Below are 22,671 nucleotides of genomic sequence, written 5' to 3'. Positions count from 1 at the left end.
CCGCGGCGCCGGCGGGCGCACGGGGTGTCCTCAGCGCGGGCTCGCCTCGACGATCGAGATCGCCGCCGGGGTCTGCACCACGCGCTCCAGCTGGAAGCCCGCCTTGGCCAGCAGCTCGGCGTACTGGTCGCGGGTGCGCTCCTTGCCGCCCACCAGCAGCATCAGCCACAGGTCGACCAGCTTGCCCGAGTGCGGGCCGTTGATCTTGTCGGGGATGACCATCTCCATCACCAGCAGCCGGCCGCCGGGGTTCATCGCCTTGCGGACGTTGCGCAGGATCTCCAGGGCCTGCGGCTCGGGCCAGTCGTGGAGGATGTGCTTGAGGAGGTAGGCGTCGCCGCCCTCGGGCACCGCGTCGAACAGCCCGCCGTCCGCGATCGTGCACCGCCCGGACACGCCCTGCTCCGCCAGGAAGGCACCGGCGCCGTTGGTGCCCACCCGGGGGTCGGAGAGGATGCCGCGCGCCGAGGGCGTCTTGTTCAGGATCCCGGCCAGCAGGTCGCCCCGGCCGCCGCAGAAGTCCACCACGGTGGCGTAGCGCGCGAAGTCGTAGGCGGCCAGCAGCGGTTCGGTCTCCGTGCTCGACATCGAGCCCATGCCGCCGATGAAGATCTCCCCGTACTCCGCGTTGGCCTCCAGGTACTCGAAGGCACCCATGCCGCGCAGCTTGGGCAGGCTCGGCTCGCCGGTGCGCACCGCGTCGACCAGGTGGCCCCAGTCCTCCCAGTGGATGGGGTGGCCCATCAGGTGGGCGATGCCGTGCATGGACATCGGGTGGTCCTTGAGCAGCGCCCGGGCCATCGGGGTCAGCTTGAACCGCCCGTCCTTCTGCTCGGCGAAGATGCCGTAGGTGGCCAGCAGCCGCACCAGGCGGTGCAGCGCGTCGGGGTCGGCGCCGACCTTCTCGGCGATCTGCCCGGGCTTGAGCGGGCCGTCCACGAGGCTCTCCGCGACGCGCAGTTCGGCGGCCACGTAGATGGCCTGGCTGACCATGGCCCCCTGGACGAGTTCGAGCAGGGCGAACGGCGGCGGCGCAAGGGCGCGGGTCAGCTTCTGCAGAGCGGTGCGCACGCTCTCGACGGCGCGGACGACACGGGCGGGCGGCAGTGGCGGCATGACATTCCTCCGGCTGGGCGATGGCTGGGCGACGGCTTGGCGGTTGCGAACGGGCGGGCCTGGACGGTGTCTCGATGGGCGACGGGTGTTCACCTGCCTCGAAGAAGGGACGGGAAGAAGGGAAGAGAGGAAGAAGGGGCGGCGGGGGACAGAGGGACCGAAGGGCAGGAGGGAGAAGGGAGAGGGGCGTCACCCGCGCAGCGCACGGTCCACCAGGAGCCCCGCCGCACCGGTGTACTGCCGCGGATCGAGCAGCCCCGCCAGCTCCGCGCCGCCCAGCACGCCCTTGAGCGCGGGCAGTTCGCCCAGCACCTCGCCCAGCGGACGGCCGCGCAGCCGCGCCTGTTCCGAGGCCTGGGCGAGCAGCTCCTTGGCCGCGGTCCTGCCGAGCCGGGGCGCCAGATACGCCGAGAGGCGCTCGGAGACCACCTGGCCCCCCGTCAGATCGAGGTTGGCGCGCATCCGTTCGGGGTGCACGCGCAGCCCCGCCGCCAGCTCGGCCGCCGCACGGGCGGCACCCCCGGTCAGCCGCAGGCACTCGCGCAGCGGCTGCCACTCGGCGTGCCACAGCCCCGCCGAGCGCTCGTCCTCCGTGGGCAGGCACTGCGCCAGGACGGAGCTCAGCGCGGGCACCTGGACGGCCGCCGAGCGGATCAGGGTCGCAAGGACCGGGTTCTGCTTGTGGGGCATCGCCGAGGAGGCGCCCTGGCCGGGACCGGCGGGCTCGGCCACCTCACCGATCTCGGTACGGGCCATCACCTGCACGTCCGCCGCCATCTTGCCCAGGGCACCGGCGGTGTGGGCCAGGGCGGCGCCCAGGTCGGTGACCGGGGTGCGCAGGGCGTGCCAGGGCAGCACCGGCCGGCCCAGGCCCGTCTCGGCGGCGAACGCCGCGGTCAGCTCGTCCACCACCTCCCGCGCACCGCGCCCCGCGGCGCCCGCCGGGGCCTGCGCGGCGTACTGGAGGTAGCCGGCCAGGGTGCCGGCCGCGCCGCCCAGCGACACCACGAGCTCCTGGTCGGCGACCCGCTGCAGCCGCGCGGCCGACTCCAGCACCAGGTGGCGCCAGCCGGCCGCCCGGAGCCCGAACGTGGTGGGCACGGCGTGCAGGCCCAGGGTGCGTGCGGCCGTCACCGTGTCGCGGTGGGCGGCGGCCAGCGACGCCAGGGAGGCGGCCGTGGCCCGCAGATCGGCCAGGATCAGGCGCAGGGCACGCGCGGCCACCAGCATCGCGCCGGTGTCGAAGACGTCCTGGCTGGTGGAGCCGCGGTGCACGTACTCGGCGGCCTGGGGCGCCTGCCGGCCGACCAGCCGGGTCAGCGCGGCCACCAGGCCGACCACCGGGTTCGCCGTCCGGCGGGCGGCCAGGGCCAGTTCCCGTACGTCGAAGTGCTCGGCCCGGGCGGCCGCGGTGATCGCCTCGGCGGCCTCGGCGGGCACCGTGCCACAGCGTGCCTGGGCCCGCGCCAGGGCCGCCTCCGCGTCCAGCAGGGCCTGCAGCCAGGCGGTGTCGCCGACCGCGGCCTCCACGTCCGTGCCCACCCGGACCGGCGAGAGCAGCCCGGCATCCGGCTGCGCGGGACCCGGCCCGGCCGGGTTGCCGCGCAGCGTGCTCACGGCTGCACCTCCCCGGGGCCGGGAGCCAGCGCCAGACCGGCCGCCGCCCCGCCCGCCGCCTCCGCCGCCCCTGCCGTGCGGGCGGGCGGCTCCGCGAGGGGAGCCGGCTCCGCGAGGGCGGCGGGGGAGGAGGGCAGCGCCGGCGCGGGCAGCGCCAGCACCGCCCCCGCGATGGCGTCGGAGTCCTCCAGCGTCACCGACCCCACCCCGGGCCGGATCCCCGCCGCGGTCACCCAGTGCACCGACTCGGTGGGCACCCCGTACGCGAAGCGCCGCGGATGCGTGACTCCGGACGCGTCGAGCAGGTGGAACGACCGTGCCACCGCCAGCCCGCCCGTCTCGTGGCCGCCGATGCGATAGGGGCGGCACTGCCCCGTCTCCAGCAGCCGGCGCATCAGCGGGTCGCCGGTGCGGCGCAGGTCGATCTCGGGCAGCCGGGCCTCGATCAGCGCGGTGGCCCGCACCCGCACGCCCGGTATCCGCGCCGACGTGCCCACGAAGCCCGCCCCCTGCTCACCGTCGCCGCCGGTGGTGGTGGTCACGCGGATGCCGGGACAGGACACGTCCAGCACCCCGGCCTCCATGAGCGCGAGCATCTCCTCCACGCGCCCCGCGGGCGGGCCGATGGACAAGTAGGCGTTGAGCGGCGTGTACCACCGCTCCAGCTCGTCGCGGTGCGAGGCGGCGTCGAGCCCGCCGTGGTCGACGGCCAGCCGGATCTCGTTGCGCAGGTCGCGCAGGACGTCCAGCGCGGCCTTGAGCGGCCCGCGCACGTTCCCCCGGCGCGCCTCCACGACGTCACGGGCCAAGTGGTCGCGCAGCCAGGAGCGGAACTGGGCCAGGTCGCCGAAGTCCCGGGAGGCACACGGGTCGGCGACGGCGTCCCAGTCCCAGTGCTCCCGCGGAGCGATCCCGGCCGCCGCAAGGACCTCCTCCTCGCCGGCCCCCGGCGCGGCGGACAGGAAACGCGTGACGAACCCGGCCACGGCGCCGGCGTCCTCGCCCCGCGCGGCCAGCAGCGCCTCGTAGTAGACGCCGCGCACCTCCTTGGAGATCAGCGGCCACAGGTCGGTGCCGAACCGCAGCGGCCCGCGGCCCGCCGCCCGCAGCCCCGCCACGTACTCGACGGTCAGCAGCCGCGGCCGGTGCCGGCCGTGGGCACCCTTCTCGTTGTCGCCGCGGGAGTGATAGGGCACCCCGCGCCGCGAACCGGCGTGCATCCGCGGCTCCTGCCCCGAGGGCCGGTAGACGAGCCGGCCCCCCACCCGCTCGAACCTGCCGCCCCGGGCATGGGTGAACAGCGACATGTAATCGAAGAAGTTCAGGCCGAGCCCGCGCAGCAACACGTCCTGGCCCGGGGCGATGTGCGACAGGTCCACATCGGCGGGGTTGGCCGGGGGAACGTAGACGAGGCCGTGCCGGGCGGCGAACTCGGCAAGACCGCGCTCCTCGCGTCCCGGCCGGGCGGGCACGTGCCCCTGCGCCAGGACCACCGCGGACAGCCCCGTCAGCCGCGTGCCGTCCTCGAGCACCACCACCTGCGCCCCGGCACCGCGCGGCGCCCCGGCACCGGCCCTCTCCTCCTCCAGCGCCACGGCCCGCCCCCGGTGCGCACGGATCACCACATGCTCCGGCGCGTTCGCGAGGACCTGCTGGAACGCCCAGGTCAGATACCGCCCGTACAGGGCGCGGGTGGGATAGGTGTCCGGCCCCAGCGCCCGCGCCTCGGCCAGCACGTCCTCCTCGCGCGGAGTGGCGGGACCGGGCGGCAGCGAGCCACGGCCCAGCGACCTGGCCCACTCGTACAGGCTCGGCCCCTCCTCCAGCGGGCCGCGGATGTCGACGCTGCCGTCGGTGTACACCGTGACCTGCGAGGCGACGGTGTTCATCAGCAGGTGGGGTGACTGCGAGAGCCGCCACACGCGGCCCGCGCCGGGCGGCTCGGGATCGACGACGTGCACGCCCACGCGGTCCCACAGCGGGGACTTGCGCTCCTGCGCGCAGAGCCGTTCGAGCAGGGAGAACCCGCGCGGTCCTGCCCCGATCAGGCACACCTCAATACGTCGGGCGCTCACCAAGGCGCGCCACCGGGCGCAACGTCGTGAACTAGGGGTCCTGTGGGCATGGTCGCGTTCTCCTTGTCGGGGAGGGCACACCGGCCTGAGAGCAACCGCCGGGCGGTGCGCCCCCACAGTCCCGACGGGGTCAGGAGCCCTGCTCAACCAGGACTCGCGTCCGACCTGAGGCCGGAGTGAGCCGCGGTGACGAACAAGCCAGCCGCCGGCCCCGGCGGGAGCGGCACGCGGGGCGCGCGCGGAAGGGGACCCGAAACAGGGGATGACCCGGCAGGTGAAGAGGGGGAGGGGCCGCATTTCGCGGCACGGTCCGGGCCGCTCTCACGCCGATATCGAAACGCCGCCCGCGGGTGTGCGGGGGCGGCGGAACGCGTGAATGAGGGCATGGCGCCACGACGGCGCTGCTCCGTCCGGCACGGCGGACAGATCACAATCCCGCAGACCTTATTACACGCGCGAGCGGGAGGGGAGACCCTCTGCGCGGAAGGCAGGCGGAGGTATTTACTCCGCTTCAACCGAACCGGACCCGCTCGTTCGCCAGGGAAGCACTTGCCGCATCCGCCAATGACTCGCCACAATCCTGCTGGCCCACGAGTTACCGGTGGACAACGGCAAAAGTGACATCAGAGGGATACCTGAAAAGCGGTGGTTTTTTCTGCGGATCCGGGCTGCCCGTCAGCGGCCGGCACACGTGACGGATCTTTCAGCAGAGAGAGGCTGCGGAGTCTGCCATGAGACACGCGCTGCAGATCAGATTCGGTGCCGGCTCGCAAACGCGCAGCCGCCGGATTCTAGGAGGAATCTGTGAGGGTAAAGGTCCTCGGCCCGCTTGGTGCCGATGTTAACGGTGTGAATGTTGTGCCAACCGCAAGCAAGCCCCGGCAGATCCTGGCCCTTTTGGCCCTCTATCCCAGGAGGGTCGTGCCGATCTCGACGCTCATGGAGGAAATCTGGGGGGTCGATCTGCCCGTGAGCGCCATGACCACCCTGCAGACGTACATCCTCCAGCTGCGGCGGCGCCTGGGCACGGCGATGGGGCCGGAGGCCGCGGGCAGCGCCAAGGACGTCCTGGTCACCCGGTACGGCGGATACCTCCTCCAGATCCCTCCCGAGCAGGTGGACGTCCACGAGTACGAGCGGCTCGTGGTCGCGGGCCAGCGCGCGTTCGGCAGCGGCGACGACCTGGCGGCGGCCACCCTCTACCGGCGGGCGCTTGACCTGTGGGACGGATCGGCCCTGGTCGACGTGCGCATGGGCGGCGTGCTGGAGATCGAGGCGACCCGCCTGGAGGAGAGCCGGCTGGTCACCCTGGAGCGGCGGATCGACGCCGAGCTGCGCCTGGGCCGCCACTGCGAGTTCATCGCCGAGCTCACCGACCTGATCGCGCGCCATCCCCGGCACGAGGGGCTGCACGCGCAGGCCATGGTGGCGCTGTACCGCTCGGGCCGGCAGGCCTCGGCGCTGGACGTCTACCAGCGCCTGCGGGCCCGGCTGATCGAGGATCTGGGAGTGGAGCCGCAACCGCAGTTACAGCGGCTGCACGAGGCGATCCTCGCGGTCGACCCGCGCCTGGACGTGATCGCAGGCCCCCGGCCCTCGTCCACGTTCGACCGCTACGCGAGCTGAGCGGGCACCACGCGGTGTCGTCGGCGGCATCTGCAGATCCCCGAGGAGCGCGATGCCTCCCGGAGGATGCCGCCCACGTCGTCAGGACGGAACAGCACGGCCCCTCGGGACAGGCAGGACGCAGGACAGACAGGACAGGCAGGACGCAGGACAGGCAGGACACAGGGCAGACAGGACCGGTGAGGCCGGCGGGACCGGCAGGTCCGTGCCCGCGGTCGGCCCGGCACGGCGCGGCCCGGCGGCCGCGCCAGATGCGGTCGACTGCGGAATTTCCTCAGTTGGACGCCGGCGAGCACTCGTCGCAGACGAGTTCCATGCGCGTAGCTATGCAGTTCCACTGCGCCGCGCACGCGCGGGCCAGGGCGGCTATCTTCCTCGCCTGATGGGCGGGCGCCTGCAGTACCAGGCCGGGGTCGGTCCTGCGGATGATGCGGGCCTCGAGCCAGCGGATCATCTCCCGGCCGTCGTTGCTGTACTTCATGGCGGGGTCCCGCTTCAGCGACTCGAGCTGGGTCAGAAGGTCGACGAGCGAGCCCATCGCCTCCATGCCCGGCTGCGCGGCCTGGGCCTTGGCGGCCCCTGCGGGCGGGGGTCCCTCGTCCATGCCCAATCGTTTCTGCATGTCCCGGGCGCCCGGCCCGGGCGTTCCGGCCGCCCCCGCGGTCTCCCGCGCGAGAATGTCCGGCCCTTCGGAGGGAATTCCGGAGTTCTTCTGCCGTTCTTTGTGGGAATTCAGTGGCCTGACCCGGCCGTCGCGCCCGACCCGTAGGGGGGCCTGGGCGATCTTTCCCGCGAATTTGCGGCGTAACACTCCGACGGTCTTGCCGGAAAGGCCGGTGTTCATGGCGACGGCCCGGTCCGACCACTCGGGAAAAATTTCCAGAATTTTCATCGCCGACTTCTTGCGGTCGGAGAGCGTCAGTGCCAGGCCATTTTTCATGTTTAACTCGACGGCCAAGAGGAATGATTCCCGGTCCGATCCTTCGAAGTAGCGGACCTCTAAGGCTTCCTGCCCGTTCAGACGGGCCGCCTGCAGCCGGTGCATTCCGTCGATGACCTTCATGGTCGAGCGGTGCACGATGATCGGCGGGAGTTTATCCGTACACGCGGCCAAGGCGCGTACATGATTCTGATCAATGGCCAGCCGGGGGGAATCGGCGTCACGGAGTGCGTTGATCGGTAAGAGAGTGATTGAAGCAGAGACTTCAGTCGATCGGTCAGGCCCGACGGGTCGACATAAATGATCTCTCGGGAGTTCCCCCCCAGGGGCGGCCTCCCCTGGCATTCCGATCACGCTGCTTCTCCTCCCCCGGAACGAAGCGCATAATGTGACGAGAGTATCACGAGATTACGCCATGAACAGAGACCTCTCCAGATTTCGTGCAATTGCGTTATGCCCGTTTTTTCCGGAGAGCGCTTGCCGTCGCGGAGGCCGTCGACGATCACCCCTCCGGGGCGGCGGGAGGCGCCCCGCGTGCCCCCTGGCTCACCCGCCCCCGGGAGTCCCGGCGCTGCCCGGGAAGTGCCCCGACCTGCGGGAACCGTGGCCGTGCCCGGCGGTGTGCCGTGCCGTGCGCGCCCTCGGGCCGGGCCTCGCCGGCCCGCCTTCGCCTGCCCGGGCCGGGGCCGCGGCGGCCGGTGCCCGGCGCGCCGCCGCATTCAGCCACCGGCGCCGCGTCCGGCCCGCTCCGGGGGCGGGCGCCGGAAGGATGTGCCCGGGCGCGGGTTTAGCCGTGCGCTCAGGCGCGGGTGAGGTCCGCGAGCTCGGCCGCGTAGAACTGTTCGGCGTCGAAGCCCATGCCGGTGAAGTGGCCCGCGAGTTCCAGGGACAGCAGGCCGTGCAGCCGCGTCCAGAAGGACAGGGCCCGGTGCAGGGCTGCGGGCGGGGCGTCGTGGCCCTGTGCCCACTGCCGGTGCGTGTCCAGGTGGGCGGCGAACGGTGTGGCCTCCGCGCCGGGCGGTACGGCGGCGGCGCAGGCGTCGAGCAGGACCGCCATGATCTCCTGCGAGATGGCGGTGGTGTCGCCGGGCGCGTGATAGCCGGGGACGGGGGTGCCGTACAGGAGGAAGTAGCGCTGGGGGTCGGCGAGCGCCCAGGTGCGCAGCGCGTGCGCCAGGGCGGCCGGGTCGGGGCCGGGGGCGGCCGCGGCGGCGAAGGTGTCGGCCAGACTGCGGTAGGCGTCCCGGATGAGCTCGGTGATCAGCTCGTCGCGCCCGGCGTAGTAGCGGTAGAGCGCGGGGCCGCTCAGGCCCATCTGCTTGGCGATGGCGTTCAGGGAGAGCGCGGAGGCCCCGGCCGCGGCGATCTGCCCCCAGGCGCGCTCCTTGATCTCGGTGCGCACCTGGGCGCGGTAGCGCTCGCGCGGAGTCCTCGTACCCGTGTCCGCCATGGGCTGCCGCCTCTCTCCGCACCTGCATCGCTACATAATCAAGGATTAGTTAGACGCTATCACGCACGTTCTTGACGGCGCCCGCCCCTGTGGTTACAACTTATAACGAACGGCAGAGGCTCTGCCGAACGGTATTCGACGAAGGGAACCGCCATGTCCCGCACCCGCCGCACCGGCGTCCGCACCGCCCTGCTCGCCCTCCCGCTCGTCGTCGCGGGCGTCCTGGGCACCGCCGCCGTGCCCGCCGGGGCCGCCCCGCACCCCGGCGGGTCCCTCACCTGCCGCGGCCAGGGCGTCGACCCCGACGCCCGGGTCCGCTACCGCACCCAGACCCTGATCCGCGCCTCGCCGGACACCGTGTGGAAGCTGCAGGCCGACGTGGAGCGCTGGCCGTCCTGGCAGGCCCACGTCCAGGACGTCGAGCGCCTGGGGCACGGTCCGCTACGGGCGGGCTCGGCATTCCGGTGGGCGACCCCGGTGCCGCCCAACCCCGCGAGCCCCGCCACCCGGCTGGACATCACCTCCACCGTCCGCCAGCTCGTGCACGGCTCCTGCATCCGCTGGACCGGCCCGGCGGTGGGGGAGGGGCTGCGCATCGACGGCGTCCACGTCTGGAACTTCACCCGGGTCAAGGGCGGTGTCCTGGTGCGCACCGAGGAGACCCACACCGGCCCGCAGGTCGACGCGCACGTGCCCGCCGCCACCGAGCTCCTCGGCCAGGGCCTGGAGGGCTGGCTGGCGGACCTGAAGAAGGCGGCCGAGTCCCGCACCGGCCACCGGCCGCACTGAGCCCCGCCCCGTACGAGGGGCGGGCGGCCCGGCGGTCACCCGGCGTCGGGCAGCGGCAGCTCGGGATGGCGGCGCAGCGCGTCCAGCACGGCGCGCACCGCGGCGCGCGGCGGTGAGCCGCGGCGGATCGCCGCCGTGATCGTGCGCGTCACTGCGGCCGGCAGCTCCCGGGTGGCGACGCGGTAGCGCCGGTCCACCGCGAGTCCCGGCAGCAGCGCGATCGACAGGCCGGCCTCCACGTGCTGCAGGGTCATCATGTAGTTGCCGAACCGGCCCACCACCCGCGGTTCGAACCCGGCCTGGCGGCACAGCCGCAGCGCGAGGTTGGCCATGTAGGTCTGCGGCATGTCGAACGTCCACGGCTCGTCGGCCAGCGCCGCGAGGTCCACGGCGCCGCGCCCGGCGGCGGGGTGTCCGGGCGGGAGCACCAGCAGGACCGGGTCGGTGGCCAGCGGCACGAGGTCGAGGTCGGGGCCCAGCGGCAGGGCGTCGAAGTCGGTGGTGGTGATGATGATGTCCACGTCGCCGACGCGCAGGGCCGGCATGCTCTCGTGCGGCTCCAGCTGCAGCAGCTCGATGTCCAGGTGCGGGTGCGCGCGGGCCAGCCGGCTCACCGCCGGCACCGCCATGGTGTGGATCGCGCTCTGGAAGCATCCCAGGCGCACCAGCCCGGCCGGTTCCTCGCCGAACCCGCGCAGCTCCGCCTCCACGCCCTCCATCTGGTCCAGGATCGCCCGCGCCCGCCGCGCCAGGATCAGCCCGGCCGAGGTGAGCCGCACCCGCCGCCCGGTCCGCTCCAGGAGCTGGGTGCGGGTCTCGGCCTCCAGGGCCGCCAGCTGCTGGGAGACGCTGGACGGGCTCAGGTTGGCGGCCTGGGCGACCGCGCGGACGGTGCCCAGCGTGTCCAGCTGGCTCAGCAGGCGCAGCCTCCAGGGGTTCATCACGCCCTCATTGTTGTACGGCCGAGCCGAACAGCACAGCCACAAATGTGCGATGGACGTGTCGCTCGGGAGCGAAATACCGTCGACGGCATGGCTGCTTCGACCACCCCCGCGCCGTCCACCCCCACCCCGTCCGCCTCCGGGCAGGCCGCTCCCACCCCGCCCGCCGACGCCCCGTCCGCCTCCGGGCAGGCCGCTCCCGCCCCGTCCGCCGGTGCGTCGTCCGGTGATGCCTTCTGGGCCGACGCCGAGCGCCATCTGGTGCGCTACGGCGGCGAGTTCACCCCCGAGATCATCGAACGGGCCGCCGGGAGCTTCGTCTTCACCGCCGGGGGCCGCCGCATCCTCGACTTCACCTCCGGCCAGATGAGCGCGATCCTGGGCCACTCCCACCCGCGGATCGTGGAGACCGTCCAGCGCCAGATCGCGGGCCTGGACCACCTCTACAGCGGCATGCTCAGCCGCCCGGTGGTCGACCTCGCCCGCCGCCTGGCCGGCACGCTGCCCGCGCCGCTGGACAAGACGCTGCTCCTGACGACCGGTGCCGAGTCGAACGAGGCCGCCCTGCGGATGGCCAAGCTCGTCACCGGCGGGCACGAGGTCGTCTCCTTCGCCCGCTCCTGGCACGGCATGACGCAGGCCGCCGCGTCCGCCACCTACAGCGCGGGCCGCAAGGGCTACGGCCCGGCCGTGCCCGGCAACTTCGCGATCCCCGTGCCCCACGCCTACCGGCCCGACTTCACCACGCCCGACGGCGCGCTGGACTGGCGCCGCCAGCTGGACTTCGCCTTCGACCTGATCGACGCCCAGTCCACCGGCAGCCTGGCCGCCTGCCTGGTCGAGCCGATCCTCAGCTCGGGCGGCATCATCGAGCCGCCGCCCGGCTACTTCGCCGCGCTGCAGGCCAAGTGCCGTGAGCGCGGCATGCTGCTGATCCTGGACGAGGCGCAGACCGGGCTGTGCCGCACCGGCACCTGGTACGCCTTCGAGCGCGACGGGGTCGTGCCCGACATCCTGACCCTGTCCAAGACGCTGGGGGCGGGGCTGCCGCTGGCGGCCGTGGTCACCAGCGCGGAGATCGAGGCGGAGGCGCACGCGCGCGGATTCCTGTTCTTCACCACCCATGTCGCCGACCCGCTGGTGGCCGCGGTCGGCAACACCGTCCTGGACGTCCTGGCCGAGGAGCGGCTGGATGCCCGCGCGCAGAGCCTGGGCGCCTTCCTGCGCGAGGGGCTGGAGGAGATCGCCGGCCGGCACGCGGTCGTCGGCGACATCCGCGGCCGGGGCCTGCTGGCCGGCCTCGAACTGGTCACCGACCGCGCCACCAAGCAGACCTCGGACGCGCTGGGCGCCCAGGTCACCCGGCGCTGCCTGGAACTGGGCCTGCACATGAACATCGTCCAACTGCCCGGCATGGGCGGGGTCTTCCGTATCGCCCCGCCGCTGACCGCGACCCGTGAGGAGCTCTCCCTGGGCCTGGCCGTCCTGGACCAGGCGATCGGCGAGGCCGCCGCCGGGCTGTGAGCGGTGGGGCAGGGGCGCGCGGTCAGGAGTCCTGCGGGTACCAGCGCAGCTCCACGGTGTTGCCGTCGGGGTCCTGCACGTAGAGGGAGAGCGCGGTGCCCCGGGCCCCGAAGCGCTTGCCGGGACCCTCCAGCACGGTGAAGTCGCCGGAGTCGATGACCTGCTGCCAGTCCAGCGGCTCGACCACCAGGCAGATGTGGTCGACGTTGGACCCCTTGGGCGCGTCGGCGCCGGGCACCACGAGGTCGATGATCGTGGTGGGGCTCACCCGCACCGAGGGGAAGGGCACCTGCCCGTCCCGCCACTCCCGCACCCGCACCGGCTCCAGTCCCAGCGGGCCGGTGTAGAAGGCCAGGGAACGCTCGATGTCGGCGACGTTCAGGACGAGGTGGTCGAAGGCGATCACGCGCACGGAGGTCTCCAGAGGATCGGGGGCGCGGTCGTTGTCCGCCGTACCGCGCCGTCGGACCCAGCATCTCCGAGCGGCGATCGATCGGTCCAACACATGCTTGTCATCGCCGTCGATCGCACTTCACGATGGATCCATGGATCTCCAGCAGATGCGCTACGTCATCACGGTGGCGGAGACGATGAGCTTCACCCGCGCCGCCGAGCGGTGCCACGTCGTCCAGTCCGCGCTCAGCCACCAGGTGGCCCGCCTGGAGAAGGAGCTGGGCGCCCGCCTGTTCGAGCGGACCAGCCGCCGGGTGCGGCTGACCCCGGCGGGCGAGGCGTTCCTGCCCGCCGCCCGCCAGGCGCTGGAGGCCGCCGAGCGGGCCCGCGCCGAAGTGGCCGCGGCCACCGGCGAGATACGCGGCAGGCTGACCCTCGGGGCGATCCCCACCGTGACGGCCGTGGACCTGCCCGCGCTGCTGCGCGACTACCGGCTGCGCTGCCCGCAGGTGCGGATCAGCCTGCGCGCCGGATCCAGCGAACGCCTGGTCGGGCAGGTCCGCGAGGGCCTGCTGGATGCGGCGTTCCTGGGCGTGCAGCCGGGGTTTCGCACCCACGGCGTGCACGAGCGGGACCTCGCCCGGGGCCGGCACGTCGCCGTCCTGGCCCCCGACCACCCGCTGGCCGCCGCGCCCGCCCTGGACCTGGCCCGCCTGGCCGGGCAGGCGTTCGTCGACTTCGCCGACGGCAGCGCCGCCCGCGCCCAGTCCGACCAGGCCTTCGCGGCGGCCGGGGTGCGGCGCGAGGTCGCCTTCGAGGTGTCCGGCGTCGAGCTGATGGCCCGGATGGTCCGCCACGGCCTGGGCATCGCCCTGCTGCCCGCGGCCTTCGCCGCCGCGCTGCCGGGCCTGTGCACCGTGCCGGTCACCGACGGCCCGCTGCGGGTGGAGCGCCTGATCTGGAGCCGCGCCACCCCCTCCCCGGCGGCCGCCGCCCTCCTCCAGCTGCTGGACGTGGCCGGGCCGCCGGAGAGCGCGGCCGCGGGAGCACCCCGCCCGCACCCGCACGAGGCCGCCCCCGGCGGAACGATCCGGTAGAAAAAGGGCATGTGCCACTACTGCGGTTGCCGTGACATCCCGCTGATCAAGGAGTTCGTCGCCGAGCACGAACGGGTCACCGACGCCGGCGGGGACGCCGTGCGCGCCCTGGACCGGGGCGAGACCGCGCGGGCCCGCGAACTCGTCGACGTCATGGCCCGCGAACTGGCCGCGCACTGGCGGGGCGAGGAGGACGGGCTGTTCGCGGTGATGCGCCAGGACGAGGAGTACGCCGCCTACATCGATGCCCTGGTCCAGGAGCACCGCGAACTCGCCGCCCTGCTGCCCGCCCTGGACCTGACCCGCGAGGCGGACGCGGGCCGGCTGCGCGCGGCCGTCGACGAACTGCACCGCCACATCGCCAAGGAGGAGGACGGCCTCTTCCCCGCGTCCCTGACGGCCCTGACGGGCGAGGAGTGGAACCGCTCGATGGCGGCCTGGCGCGCGGCGCACCCCTGAGCCGGGCGGCGCCCTCACGCCGCCCGGACGGGCACCAGCCGGTGGCCGCCCGCGTGGGCGACGACCCGGCCCGCGGTGGGCGGCGGGAAGTGCGTGCCCAGGACGAGGGTCCCGGCCGCGGCGAGCCGGGGCAGCAGGCGGCGCCGGGTGGCCTCGGCCAGCGCGGGGTCGGTGTCCACGCAGGAGCCGATGCCCGGGTCGGCGAACTGCACGGGGTGGTGGACGCAGTCGCCGGTGATCAGCGCGTCCCCGCCCCGGTCGCCCAGGTGGACGGCCAGGTGGCCGGGGGTGTGACCGGGCGTGGGCAGCAGGCGCAGCCCCGGGGCGACCTCCAGGCCCTCGGCGGGCACGTCCAGGGGGTGCAGCAGCCCGGCCCGCTCCACCGGCAGCACCGAGTCCTCGAACATCTGCCGGCGCGCCGCGTCCAGGGGCCGGCCCGCCCAGAACTCCCGCTCGGCGCGTGAGGTGAGGTACCGGGCGCGGGGGAAGGTGGGCACCCATGTGCCGCCCGCCTCGCGGGTGTTCCAGCCGACGTGGTCGGTGTGCAGGTGGGTCAGGATCACCAGGTCGACGGAGTCCGGGGGGAATCCGGCGGCCGTCAGGCGCTCCAGGTAGCCGGTCTCCAGGCGGTGCCAGGCCGGGTTGGCCCGCGTCTTGCCGTTGCCGATCCCGGTGTCGACCAGCACCCGCAGGCCCGCGGTCTCGAAGGCGAAGCTGTGGCTGTGCAGGCGCAGCGTCCCGTCCGGATCCGCGAAGTCGGGGCGCAGCCAGGCCTGGTGGTCCACCACCTCCCGGGTGGCGCCGGGCAGCAGCCAGGGCCCGGTCCGCGCCGGCAGCGCCGTCTCGTCGATGCGGTGGACGGTCACGTCCCCCACGGTCCACGAGGCTGCGGGCGGGGGAGTGGCAGGTGCGTCCGGGGCGGTGTGTGCGGTCATCGGATCCTCGTCGGTCGCTTGGTCGCTTGGTCGCTTGGTCGCTTGGTCGCTTGGTCGCTTGGTCGCTCGGTCGGGAGGCGGCCCGCCCGCCGCTAAAAGCTATGGATTTGCTTTAGGTGACCGTAGGCCCTAGCGTCCACTAACGCAAACAATTGGCTTTTACGGGGTGTGCGGTGATCCCGGACGCGCCACCGCGCACCACCGCCGCCCCGGCCCTACCGGAGGAACCCACCCCCCCCATGACCGACCTCACCCCTCAGGAAGCGGCCCGCCTGGCCGCCCGCGCCGGACTCCCGCTCGACCGGGCCCGGCACGCCGGGGCCGCCGCCACGGCCAACCACATCCACCGCGTCGTATCCGCCCTGCGGGACCTGGACTTCGCCGACACCCCGCCGGCTGCCGCCTACCGGGCCCAGGACCCCCTCACCCCGGCGAACCCCCGCACCCCCCGGAAGGACCGCACCGATGCAACCGGCTGACCTGACCCTCACCCAGGCCGCGACGGCGATCGGCGCGCGCACCCTCTCCCCGGTCGAACTCCTCGACGCGGTCCTGGAACGCATCGAGCGGACCGAACCGCACCTGAACGCCTACGCAGCCGTCCACGGCGAACAGGCGCGCCGCGCCGCCCGCACCGCCGCGGACGAACTGGCCGCCGGGCGCCACCGCGGCCCGCTGCACGGCATCCCGATGGGACTCAAGGACCTCATCGACGTCGCGGGCACCGCGACCGGCGCCGGCTCCCGCCTGCGCGAGGGACACCGCGCCGACGCCGACAGCACCGTCGCCGCCCGCCTCGCGGCCGCCGGCGCCGTCCTGCTCGGCAAGACCCACACCCACGAGTTCGCCTACGGCCTGACGACCCCCCAGACCCACAACGCCCGGGACCCGCACCGCGTGGCGGGCGGCTCCAGCGGCGGCTCGGCGGTGGCCGTGGCGGCCGGCTCCGCCACCTTCGCGCTGGGCACCGACACCGGCGGATCCATCCGCGTGCCCGCCGCACTCAACGGCGTCGTCGGCCTCAAACCCACCTACGGCCTGGTCTCCCGGCACGGCGTCACCGCGCTCTCCTGGTCCCTGGACCACGTCGGCCCGATCACCCGCACCGTCCAGGACGCCGCCCTGGTCCTGACCGAACTGGCCGGCCACGACCCCCGCGACCCGGCCTCCGCAGCCGCTCCCCGCACCCCCTACCCGCCCGGCCCGGACAGCGACCTGGGCGGGCTGCGCGTCGGCGTGCCCCGCACCTACTACTTCGACCGCCTCGCCCCCGACGTCGAGCACGCCGTCCGCACCGCCATCGACCACCTGGCCGGACTCGGCGCCCGCCTCGTCGAGGTCGACATCCCCCTGGCCCGCCACGTCCAGGCCGTCCAGTGGGGCCTGATGGTGCCCGAGGCCACCGCCTACCACGAGCCCGGCCTGCGCACCGCACCCGACCGCTACACCCCCGAAGTCCGCGCCCTGCTGGAAGCCGGCACCCTCCTGTCCGCCGGGGACTACCTGCGCGCCCAGCGCGCCCGCACCCTGATGCGCCGGGCCTGGGCACAGCTGTTCACCGACATCGACGTGCTCGCCGCCCCCACCGTCCCCGCCACCGCGGTCCCCGCCGGACAGGAGACGCTCACCTGGGCCGACGGCACCACCGAGAGCGTCGCGGACGCCTACGTACGCCTGTGCGCACCCGCCGACATCACCGGCGTACCGGCCCTGACCCTGCCCACGGCAGGGGACACAGGGGGCCCGGCGGTGGGCCTGCAACTGCTCGCCCGCCCCTTCCACGAGGCGCTCCTGCTGCGCGTGGGACACGCCTACGAACAGACCCGCCCGGCACCCGCCCCCGCACCGGCGGCCTGACGCAAAGGCTTCGCTTTAAGGTGGTGCCATGCAACGCAAACCGATGGCACGCCCGGGCGGACGCAGCGCCCGGGTCCAGGAGTCGGTTCACCGGGCCGTGCGCGACCTGCTGGCGCAGTCCGGCCGCGACAAGCTGACCGTGCCCTTGGTCGCGGCCCGCGCCGGGGTCACCCCCTCCACGGTCTACCGCCGCTGGGGCGACCTCCAGGAACTCCTGTCCGACGTGGCGGTGGAGCGCCTGCGTCCCGAGGCGCCACCCGAGGACCACGGCACGCTCGCCGCCGACCTGGCCGCCTGGGCCGAGCAGTTCCTGGACGAGATGGCCGCGCCCGCCGGCCGCGCCTACCTGCGCGACGCCCTGCTGGGCGACCCGGACGGCAGCAACGCCGGCCGCTGTTCGGCCTATGCGGCCGAACAGGTCGACGCCATCACCTCCCGCGCCACCGCCCGCGGCGAGGACGCCCCCGCCACCGAGGCCGTCATGGACGCGGTCGTGGCCCCGCTGATCTACCGCATCCTCTTCCGCCCCGACGGCCTGGACGCCCCTTACGCGCGCGGCCTGGTGGCCCGCCTCCTGGGCCCCCGCCGGTGAACCCCCGCCGGCTCAGCCGGCGGCGGGCCGCAGCCGTACGGGCAGCGACTGGTGGCCGTTGCTGATCAGCGAGCCCAGCGGCAGCAACTGGTCGGCGGGCACGGCCAGTTCGAGCTGCGGGAAGCGGTCGAAGAGCAGGCGCAGCGCGGTGGCGACCTCCAGCCGGGCCAGCGGGGCGCCCAGGCAGAAGTGCACGCCGTGGCCGAAGGCCAGGTGCTCCTTGACGGTGCGGGTGATGTCGAAGGCGTCCGCGCTCTCGCCGTGCCAGTCGGGGTGGCGGTTGGCGGCCGCGTAGGAGGCCAGGATCGCCTCGCCGCGGGCGATGGTCTGCCCGTCGGGCAGCGTGATGTCGCCGACCGCGAACCGCAGCGGCAGGTGGCGCACGGCCGGTTCCAGGCGCAGGGTCTCCTCGACCGCCTCGTTCCAGTCGATCTGCCCGGAGCGCAGCAGCGCGAGCTGGTCGGGGTGGGCGAGCAGCTGGGTGATGGCCTGGTCGATGACGTTGACGGTCGTCTCGTACCCGGCGCTGATCATCAGCAGCAGGGTGTCGCGCAGTTCGTCCTCGGACAGGCCGCCCTCCTCGTCCTCGTCGCGCGAGGTGATCAGCAGGGAGGTCATGTCGTCGCCGGGCGCGGTCCGCTTGGTGTCGATGAGCTGCTGCAGGGCCTGGTAGAGGGCCTTGGTGTTGGCCTCGGACTCCGCGGCGGTCAGCGTGGTGTCGAAGACGCCGTCCACGACCTGGCGGAAGGCGTCCTGCTGCGTGTCGGGGACGCCCATCAGGCGGCTGATGACCGCGATGGGCAGCGGGTAGGCCAGGTGCTCGCGCAGGTCGACGCTCTCGCCGGGCGCCACCGTGTCCAGGTGGTCGAGGATGCCGGTGACGACGGTGTCTATGTTCTCGCGCAGCGCGGCGATGCGGCGGGCGCTGAAGGCGGGGGCGACCATGCGGCGCAGGCGCCGGTGGTCGGATCCGTAGGCGGTGAACATGTTCTCCACCGCCACCCACAGGGCCAGCGGCCAGCGCGCGACGCTCTCGCCGAACTCGGGCCAGTGGGTGCGGGCGTCCTTGGAGACGCTCGGGCTGGTCAGCAGTTCCTTGAGCAGCGCGGGGTCGGCGACGGACCAGGCGCGCACGCCGAGGATGTCGACGCGGACCGCGCTGCCGTGCTCCCGCAGCCGGCGGTGCTCCTCGTGCGCGCGGGCCCCGGTGGGGTCCAGGATGATCGGCTCCGTGGACAAGGCCATGGTGGTGTCCCTTCAGGCGGATGCGGCGGTGGGGAACAGGACGGGCAGGGCGGCCAGCGCCCGGTGGAAGGGGCCGGGGCGCCAGACAAGGTCCGCGGGGGCGGTGGCGAGGTCCATCTCGGGCAGTGCGTCCAGCAGGTGGGTGATGGCCGTCTCGGCGATCAGGTAGGCGTGGCTGCGGGCGGGGCAGGCGTGCGGTCCCGTGCTCCAGGACAGGTGCGCGCGGTTGCTGGCGATGCGCTGGTCGCCCAGGGCGGGGTCGTTGTTGCAGGCGGCCATCGAGATGAGGACCGGCTGGTGCGCGGGCAGCAGGAACCCGTCGACGTCGACCGGGTGCGGCGGATAGCTGATGCAGTAGTTCGCCAGCGGCGGGTCGGTGTAGAGCACCGTGTCCAGCGCCTCGCGGACCGAGGAGCCGCCCGCGTGCAGGTCCCCGGAGAACTGGTCGTCGGTCAGGATCCGCAGGACGGTGTTGGCGATGAGGTTGGTCAGCGGCTCGATGCCCGCGCCGTAGAGGGTGACCAGCTGATGGGCCATCTCGACGTCGTCCAGGGCCGCGGCGTGCGCAAGCAGGCGCGAGGTGACGTCGTCGCCCGGCAGGCGCTTGCGCAGCGCCACCAGGTCGGCGACGGCCTCGGACAGGATCTGGTTGCCGCTGGCCGCGTCGACCCCCTCGAAGATCTTGGCCATGCCGTCGGCGATGCGCCGCCCCGTCTCGTCCGGGCAGCCCAGCAGGGCGCTGAGCACCCGGAAGGCGATCGGCCAGGCGTACTGGCTCAGCAGGTCGGCGCCCTCGCCGTCGCGGAACTCCGCGATCGTGGCGTCGGCGACCCGCTCGACCACGGTGCGCAGCTCGTGCTGGTCGACGGCGTTGATCGCGGCGCTGTTCGCCGACCGGTAGCGGGTGTGCTCCTCACCGGCCGAGCGCAGCGCGTTGGGCCGGTGCTCCATCATCGGGCGCACCGGGCACTGGGCGGGCACGGACTGCTCCCACACCCGCGGGTCGGCGGGAAAGCGCAGCGGGTCGTTCAGGACCCGCCGGGCCTGGGCGTAGCCGATGACCAGGGTGGCGGGGACGCCGGGAATGAGGTCGACGGGCACGAACGGCCCGAACTCCTTGCGCATCTGCGCGTAGGCGGCGTGCGGGTCGGCCGCGAACTCGGCCTCGTGCAGGGCGATCCGGCGCTCCGGGGCCTGATCGGTCGGGGTCGGGCTGGTCACGGGCGCGGCTCCAAAACGGGTGCGTGCATCTCGGACAGGTACTCGCAGAGGGTGATCAGGGCCAGCACACTGGAGGTGCCCTCGCGCGCGTCGCACGTCGTCAGCGGCGTGTGCGCGTCCAGGTCCAGGGCCTGGCGTATCTCGTCCAGGTCGTAGCGCGGCGCGCCGTCGAACAGGTTGACCGCCACGGCGTAGGGCGTGCCCTGCTCCTCGTGCAGCGCGAGGATCTCGAAGGATGCCTCCAGGTTGCGGGTGTCGACCAGGACCAGCGCGCCCAGCGCCCCCTCGGTCAGCCCCGCCCACATGGGGCGGAAGCGGTCCTGGCCGGGGGTGCCGAACAGGTACAGCACCAGTGCGTCGCTCAGGTGCAGGCGCCCGAAGTCCAGGCCGACGGTCGTGGTCGTCTTGCGCGGGGTGCGCGCCAGGTCGTCCACCCCGGCGCTGGCCTGGGTGATCCGCTCCTCCATGCGCAGCGGCGGGATCTGGGAGGCGCTGCCCACGAACGTCGTCTTGCCGACGCCGAAGCTTCCCGAGATCACGATCTTCGCGGACCGGGTCACGCCGGGTGGCACATAGATGAGGCCGTCAGACGAGGGCGCGGAGACCACGCAGTACCTCCTGGAGCAGATCGGTTTGGGGTTGGTCCTCCTCGGCGGCGACCGGGCGGGTCAGCAGGCCGTCGTCGATGAGGGAGGAGACGAGGATGCGGACCGTGGAGGGAGGGAACTCCAGGGCGGCCGCGATGTCGGCGACCGCCAGACCGCCGCCGCCGGCATGGGTGAACAGGCCCATCACCCGCCGGGCGTCCGCCCCCAGGCCCTCACGGGGGCCGCTCGCGGCGAGCACCACGGTCTCCAGGCGCACCTCGGGGTCGGCGCGCACCCGCCCGTCGGTACGGACGTAGGGCCTGACCAGGTCCGGGTCTCGCCGCGGACCGCTCACGTCGTCGGCAGGCCGAGGTCGGAAGGCTGCCGCGGGGCCACCTTCATCTCGTGGCCCACCCGCTGCGCCAGCTCCAGCATGTGATGGGTGATCAGGCCGATGTCGGCGTCCGGTCCGCTGGTCTGCACCGACAGCATGGTGTTGCCCCCGGCCTGGGTGATCAGGCCCACGTGGTTGGTCAGCTCGATCAGGGCCTGCCGGGTGCCCCCGCCGCCGGTCTCCTCGTCGTAGGCCAGCGCCGCGGCCCGCACCGCCGCGGTGATCGCGGCGAACTTCTCCGCGTCGTCCTGCCCGATGCCGCAGGTACGCGAGTGCAGCAGACCGTCGGAGCTCATCAGCACCGCGTGCCGGACACCTTCGAGGGACCCCAGTGATCGGTCCAGCAGCCAGCCAAGTTCGTTGCCGGTGGTCACGGTCAGGCTCCTTCGTGCGTGGTGGTGGGGTCTTCGGTACGTGCGCTGCGCGTCCCCTTGGCCCAGGCGGCGGCGATGGCCGGGCGGCCCGGCGAGGCCGGGGTGTCGGACGGCGCCGGGGCGCCCGCGGCCGGCCGGGCGGCGGGAGTGCCCCGGCGCGAACGGACCGTCAGGCCGCTGGCGGTGGTGCGCCGGGCCGGCGCGGGCTCGGCGGGCGCCGCCGCGCCACCAACCGGCGCGGGCGCGGGCGCGGGGGCGGGTGCGGGGGCCGCGGGGGCGGGCACGGCCGCGACGGACGTGGTCAGCAGGCTCTTGGGGATGAACATGTACACCCGGGTGCCGCCGAACGGGTTCGGCGCCTCCAGGTCGATGCGGAACCCGTAGTCACCGGCCAGCGCCGCGGCCGCCCGCAGACCGGTCTGCGGGTGCGCGCCGAGCTGGTTGATGTCGTCGCGCCGCGCACCGGTCAGGATCTGCCGGGCCCACGTCAACTGCTCCTCGTTCATGCGCAGACCGGCGTCGTCCACGATGACCGAGACCCCGTGGTGGCCCTCCTGGAAGGCCACGTGCACCCGGGCCGAGGAGGGCGAGTAGCGCACAGCGTTGTCCAGGAGCACCGCCAGCGCGTGCACGATGGGCCCGACCGCCCGGCTGGTCACCGTGACGTTGAGCTCCTGGTGCTCGACCCGCTCGTACTCCTCGATGCTGCCCATGGCCGCCCGCACCACGTCGGTCATCGGGGTGGCCGGCCAGCGCCGGGAGAGCTTGCCGCCGGAGAGCACCACGTAGTTCTGGGCGACCAGCAGCATCTGCTGAGTGGGGTGGTCGATGCCCACCAGCGTCTCGTAGGCCTCGTCGCCCTCGTGGCGCCGCACGCCCTGGCTGACCCGCTGGCTGAGCTTGGAGGCCATGCCCACCATCGCGGAGGAGACGGCGCGCACCGCGGCCCGGCTGGAGTCCTCGGCGGACTGCCGGGCGCGGGCGGCCTCGTCGCGCCCGTGCTGGCGGGCCTCGGCGATCTGGTCGCCGGTGCTGGTCTGGGCGTCGTACTGCACCTTGCGCACGGTGTGGGCCGCGGAGTTGGCCAGCTCCGTCAGCCGCTGCGCGAGCGCGGTGTTCACCAGGGTCTCGGGCAGTTCGATGTCGACCCCGTGGCCGGTGCCAAGACGCTCCGCCTCGGCCCCGAGCCCCGGGATCACGCCGCCGGCCAGCTGGGCCAGCACGCCCTCGACGGCGCGCTGGCGGCTCGCGCTCTCCTCGGCCTCGCGGCGCAGACGGTCACCGGCGGCGCGTTCACCGCGGTACTGGTACCGGAACCGCCAGGCGGCGCTGCCGGCGGCCAGGGCCAGCACTGAGGGCACCACGGTGGTGGCCTGTATCAGGTCTGTCATCACGTCCTCTACAGGTGTCAAAGGGGGGTGGGACGGCCAGGGGCCGTC

Annotated in this window: 22 protein-coding genes; 8 read left to right on the top strand and 14 right to left on the bottom strand. The window is 73.7% G+C overall.

What is annotated here, in order from left to right; all coding sequences use genetic code 11:
• Window positions 1–30: 30 nt before the first annotated feature.
• The 3 genes from ACFYXE_RS36020 to ACFYXE_RS36010 all read right to left on the bottom strand — a co-directional run bounded on the left by ACFYXE_RS36020 (window position 31) and on the right by ACFYXE_RS36010 (window position 4,808).
• Entirely contained in the window at window positions 31–1,116 is a 1,086-nt protein-coding gene (locus tag ACFYXE_RS36020; protein WP_389320070.1) for a methyltransferase, read from the bottom strand.
• 189 nt (window positions 1,117–1,305) lie between these two features.
• Window positions 1,306–2,733: a 3-carboxy-cis,cis-muconate cycloisomerase gene (gene pcaB, locus ACFYXE_RS36015; protein WP_389320067.1), complete on the bottom strand. Its 1,428-nt coding sequence runs from the start codon at window positions 2,731–2,733 to the stop codon at window positions 1,306–1,308.
• Complete coding sequence (locus ACFYXE_RS36010; RefSeq protein ID WP_389320064.1) at window positions 2,730–4,808, bottom strand: FAD/NAD(P)-binding protein; 2,079 nt, start codon at window positions 4,806–4,808, stop codon at window positions 2,730–2,732. The genes pcaB and ACFYXE_RS36010 overlap by 4 nt, the downstream gene beginning before the upstream one ends.
• 804 nt (window positions 4,809–5,612) lie before the next feature.
• On the opposite strand from ACFYXE_RS36010, the gene ACFYXE_RS36005 reads away from it, so the two are divergent.
• On the top strand, window positions 5,613–6,434 hold the full coding sequence (locus ACFYXE_RS36005) for an AfsR/SARP family transcriptional regulator (RefSeq protein ID WP_361166828.1): 822 nt from the start codon (window positions 5,613–5,615) through the stop codon (window positions 6,432–6,434).
• 274 nt (window positions 6,435–6,708) lie between these two features.
• Here ACFYXE_RS36005 and ACFYXE_RS36000 read toward each other — a convergent pair whose 3' ends face one another.
• Together ACFYXE_RS36000 and ACFYXE_RS35995 are read right to left on the bottom strand one after the other, a co-directional pair.
• The gene (locus tag ACFYXE_RS36000; protein WP_389320219.1) at window positions 6,709–7,719 is read right to left on the bottom strand and encodes a ParB/RepB/Spo0J family partition protein; all 1,011 of its coding nucleotides are present in this window, start codon (window positions 7,717–7,719) and stop codon (window positions 6,709–6,711) included.
• 454 nt (window positions 7,720–8,173) lie between these two features.
• The gene (locus ACFYXE_RS35995; protein WP_389320060.1) at window positions 8,174–8,824 is read right to left on the bottom strand and encodes a TetR-like C-terminal domain-containing protein; all 651 of its coding nucleotides are present in this window, start codon (window positions 8,822–8,824) and stop codon (window positions 8,174–8,176) included.
• A gap of 153 nt (window positions 8,825–8,977) precedes the next feature.
• On the opposite strand from ACFYXE_RS35995, the gene ACFYXE_RS35990 reads away from it, so the two are divergent.
• On the top strand, window positions 8,978–9,613 hold the full coding sequence (locus ACFYXE_RS35990) for an SRPBCC family protein (protein ID WP_389320057.1): 636 nt from the start codon (window positions 8,978–8,980) through the stop codon (window positions 9,611–9,613).
• 35 nt (window positions 9,614–9,648) lie between these two features.
• On the opposite strand, the gene ACFYXE_RS35985 is transcribed toward ACFYXE_RS35990, so the two are convergent.
• A complete protein-coding gene (locus ACFYXE_RS35985) occupies window positions 9,649–10,557 on the bottom strand; it encodes a LysR family transcriptional regulator (RefSeq protein ID WP_389320054.1) in 909 nt (302 codons plus the stop codon).
• An 87-nt stretch (window positions 10,558–10,644) separates the two neighbouring features.
• Here ACFYXE_RS35985 and ACFYXE_RS35980 point away from each other — a divergent pair, with 87 nt between their 5' ends.
• Entirely contained in the window at window positions 10,645–12,078 is a 1,434-nt protein-coding gene (locus ACFYXE_RS35980; RefSeq protein ID WP_389320050.1) for an aspartate aminotransferase family protein, read from the top strand.
• Window positions 12,079–12,100: 22 nt separating this feature from the next.
• Here the strand turns inward: ACFYXE_RS35980 and ACFYXE_RS35975 are convergent, their stop codons facing one another.
• Window positions 12,101–12,490, bottom strand: a complete 390-nt coding sequence (locus ACFYXE_RS35975) for a VOC family protein (RefSeq protein ID WP_389320047.1) — start codon at window positions 12,488–12,490, stop codon at window positions 12,101–12,103.
• Between the two features lie 133 nt (window positions 12,491–12,623).
• Here ACFYXE_RS35975 and ACFYXE_RS35970 point away from each other — a divergent pair, with 133 nt between their 5' ends.
• Entirely contained in the window at window positions 12,624–13,568 is a 945-nt protein-coding gene (locus ACFYXE_RS35970) for a LysR family transcriptional regulator (protein WP_389320044.1), read from the top strand.
• A gap of 9 nt (window positions 13,569–13,577) precedes the next feature.
• Window positions 13,578–14,027, top strand: a complete 450-nt coding sequence (locus ACFYXE_RS35965; protein ID WP_389320041.1) for a hemerythrin domain-containing protein — start codon at window positions 13,578–13,580, stop codon at window positions 14,025–14,027.
• A 14-nt stretch (window positions 14,028–14,041) separates the two neighbouring features.
• Here ACFYXE_RS35965 and ACFYXE_RS35960 read toward each other — a convergent pair whose 3' ends face one another.
• Window positions 14,042–14,962 (bottom strand): MBL fold metallo-hydrolase, encoded by a 921-nt coding sequence (locus ACFYXE_RS35960; RefSeq protein ID WP_389320038.1) that lies wholly within the window; start codon window positions 14,960–14,962, stop codon window positions 14,042–14,044.
• 239 nt (window positions 14,963–15,201) lie between these two features.
• Here ACFYXE_RS35960 and ACFYXE_RS35955 point away from each other — a divergent pair, with 239 nt between their 5' ends.
• The 3 genes from ACFYXE_RS35955 to ACFYXE_RS35945 are packed head-to-tail and all read left to right on the top strand — an operon-like array spanning window position 15,202 to window position 17,411.
• Window positions 15,202–15,441, top strand: coding sequence for a hypothetical protein (locus tag ACFYXE_RS35955; protein WP_389320035.1), 240 nt, complete (start codon window positions 15,202–15,204; stop codon window positions 15,439–15,441).
• Complete coding sequence (locus tag ACFYXE_RS35950; protein WP_389320032.1) at window positions 15,428–16,819, top strand: amidase; 1,392 nt, start codon at window positions 15,428–15,430, stop codon at window positions 16,817–16,819. The genes ACFYXE_RS35955 and ACFYXE_RS35950 overlap by 14 nt, the downstream gene beginning before the upstream one ends.
• A 28-nt stretch (window positions 16,820–16,847) precedes the next feature.
• Entirely contained in the window at window positions 16,848–17,411 is a 564-nt protein-coding gene (locus ACFYXE_RS35945; protein WP_389320029.1) for a TetR/AcrR family transcriptional regulator, read from the top strand.
• Between the two features lie 12 nt (window positions 17,412–17,423).
• Here the strand turns inward: ACFYXE_RS35945 and ACFYXE_RS35940 are convergent, their stop codons facing one another.
• The 6 genes from ACFYXE_RS35940 to ACFYXE_RS35915 are packed head-to-tail and all read right to left on the bottom strand — an operon-like array spanning window position 17,424 to window position 22,623.
• A complete protein-coding gene (locus ACFYXE_RS35940) occupies window positions 17,424–18,656 on the bottom strand; it encodes a cytochrome P450 (protein ID WP_389320026.1) in 1,233 nt (410 codons plus the stop codon).
• A 12-nt stretch (window positions 18,657–18,668) separates the two neighbouring features.
• Entirely contained in the window at window positions 18,669–19,877 is a 1,209-nt protein-coding gene (locus tag ACFYXE_RS35935; RefSeq protein WP_389320023.1) for a cytochrome P450, read from the bottom strand.
• Entirely contained in the window at window positions 19,874–20,437 is a 564-nt protein-coding gene (locus tag ACFYXE_RS35930; protein WP_361166869.1) for an ATP/GTP-binding protein, read from the bottom strand. The genes ACFYXE_RS35935 and ACFYXE_RS35930 overlap by 4 nt, the downstream gene beginning before the upstream one ends.
• A gap of 25 nt (window positions 20,438–20,462) precedes the next feature.
• Window positions 20,463–20,819, bottom strand: a complete 357-nt coding sequence (locus ACFYXE_RS35925) for a DUF742 domain-containing protein (RefSeq protein WP_389320019.1) — start codon at window positions 20,817–20,819, stop codon at window positions 20,463–20,465.
• Window positions 20,816–21,232, bottom strand: a complete 417-nt coding sequence (locus ACFYXE_RS35920) for a roadblock/LC7 domain-containing protein (RefSeq protein WP_361166875.1) — start codon at window positions 21,230–21,232, stop codon at window positions 20,816–20,818. The genes ACFYXE_RS35925 and ACFYXE_RS35920 overlap by 4 nt, the downstream gene beginning before the upstream one ends.
• Window positions 21,233–21,234: 2 nt before the next feature.
• Window positions 21,235–22,623 carry an ATP-binding protein gene (locus ACFYXE_RS35915; protein ID WP_389320014.1) on the bottom strand — a complete coding sequence of 463 codons (1,389 nt, stop codon included), beginning with the start codon at window positions 22,621–22,623 and terminating at the stop codon, window positions 21,235–21,237.
• Between the last annotated feature and the right edge of the window lie 48 nt (window positions 22,624–22,671).

The sequence above is a fragment of the Streptomyces sp. NPDC002564 genome (assembly GCF_042889645.1).
In the GTDB taxonomy this organism is placed as follows: Bacteria; Actinomycetota; Actinomycetes; order Streptomycetales; family Streptomycetaceae; genus Streptomyces.
Note: the sequence above shows the minus strand (reverse complement) of the source record. Positions and strands in the feature narration are given on the sequence as shown.

What these genes read in the sequence shown, in the direction of transcription:
- ACFYXE_RS36020 (WP_389320070.1), bottom strand. Translation starts at nt 1,116, where the DNA reads ATGCCGCCACTGCCGCCCGCCCGTGTCGTCCGCGCCGTCGAGAGCGTG.
- ACFYXE_RS36000 (WP_389320219.1), bottom strand. Translation starts at nt 7,719, where the DNA reads ATGCCAGGGGAGGCCGCCCCTGGGGGGGAACTCCCGAGAGATCATTTA.
- ACFYXE_RS35995 (WP_389320060.1), bottom strand. Translation starts at nt 8,824, where the DNA reads ATGGCGGACACGGGTACGAGGACTCCGCGCGAGCGCTACCGCGCCCAG.
- ACFYXE_RS35990 (WP_389320057.1), top strand. Translation starts at nt 8,978, where the DNA reads ATGTCCCGCACCCGCCGCACCGGCGTCCGCACCGCCCTGCTCGCCCTC.
- ACFYXE_RS35980 (WP_389320050.1), top strand. Translation starts at nt 10,645, where the DNA reads ATGGCTGCTTCGACCACCCCCGCGCCGTCCACCCCCACCCCGTCCGCC.
- ACFYXE_RS35970 (WP_389320044.1), top strand. Translation starts at nt 12,624, where the DNA reads ATGGATCTCCAGCAGATGCGCTACGTCATCACGGTGGCGGAGACGATG.
- ACFYXE_RS35965 (WP_389320041.1), top strand. Translation starts at nt 13,578, where the DNA reads ATGTGCCACTACTGCGGTTGCCGTGACATCCCGCTGATCAAGGAGTTC.
- ACFYXE_RS35960 (WP_389320038.1), bottom strand. Translation starts at nt 14,962, where the DNA reads ATGACCGCACACACCGCCCCGGACGCACCTGCCACTCCCCCGCCCGCA.
- ACFYXE_RS35955 (WP_389320035.1), top strand. Translation starts at nt 15,202, where the DNA reads ATGACCGACCTCACCCCTCAGGAAGCGGCCCGCCTGGCCGCCCGCGCC.
- ACFYXE_RS35950 (WP_389320032.1), top strand. Translation starts at nt 15,428, where the DNA reads ATGCAACCGGCTGACCTGACCCTCACCCAGGCCGCGACGGCGATCGGC.
- ACFYXE_RS35945 (WP_389320029.1), top strand. Translation starts at nt 16,848, where the DNA reads ATGCAACGCAAACCGATGGCACGCCCGGGCGGACGCAGCGCCCGGGTC.
- ACFYXE_RS35940 (WP_389320026.1), bottom strand. Translation starts at nt 18,656, where the DNA reads ATGGCCTTGTCCACGGAGCCGATCATCCTGGACCCCACCGGGGCCCGC.
- ACFYXE_RS35915 (WP_389320014.1), bottom strand. Translation starts at nt 22,623, where the DNA reads ATGACAGACCTGATACAGGCCACCACCGTGGTGCCCTCAGTGCTGGCC.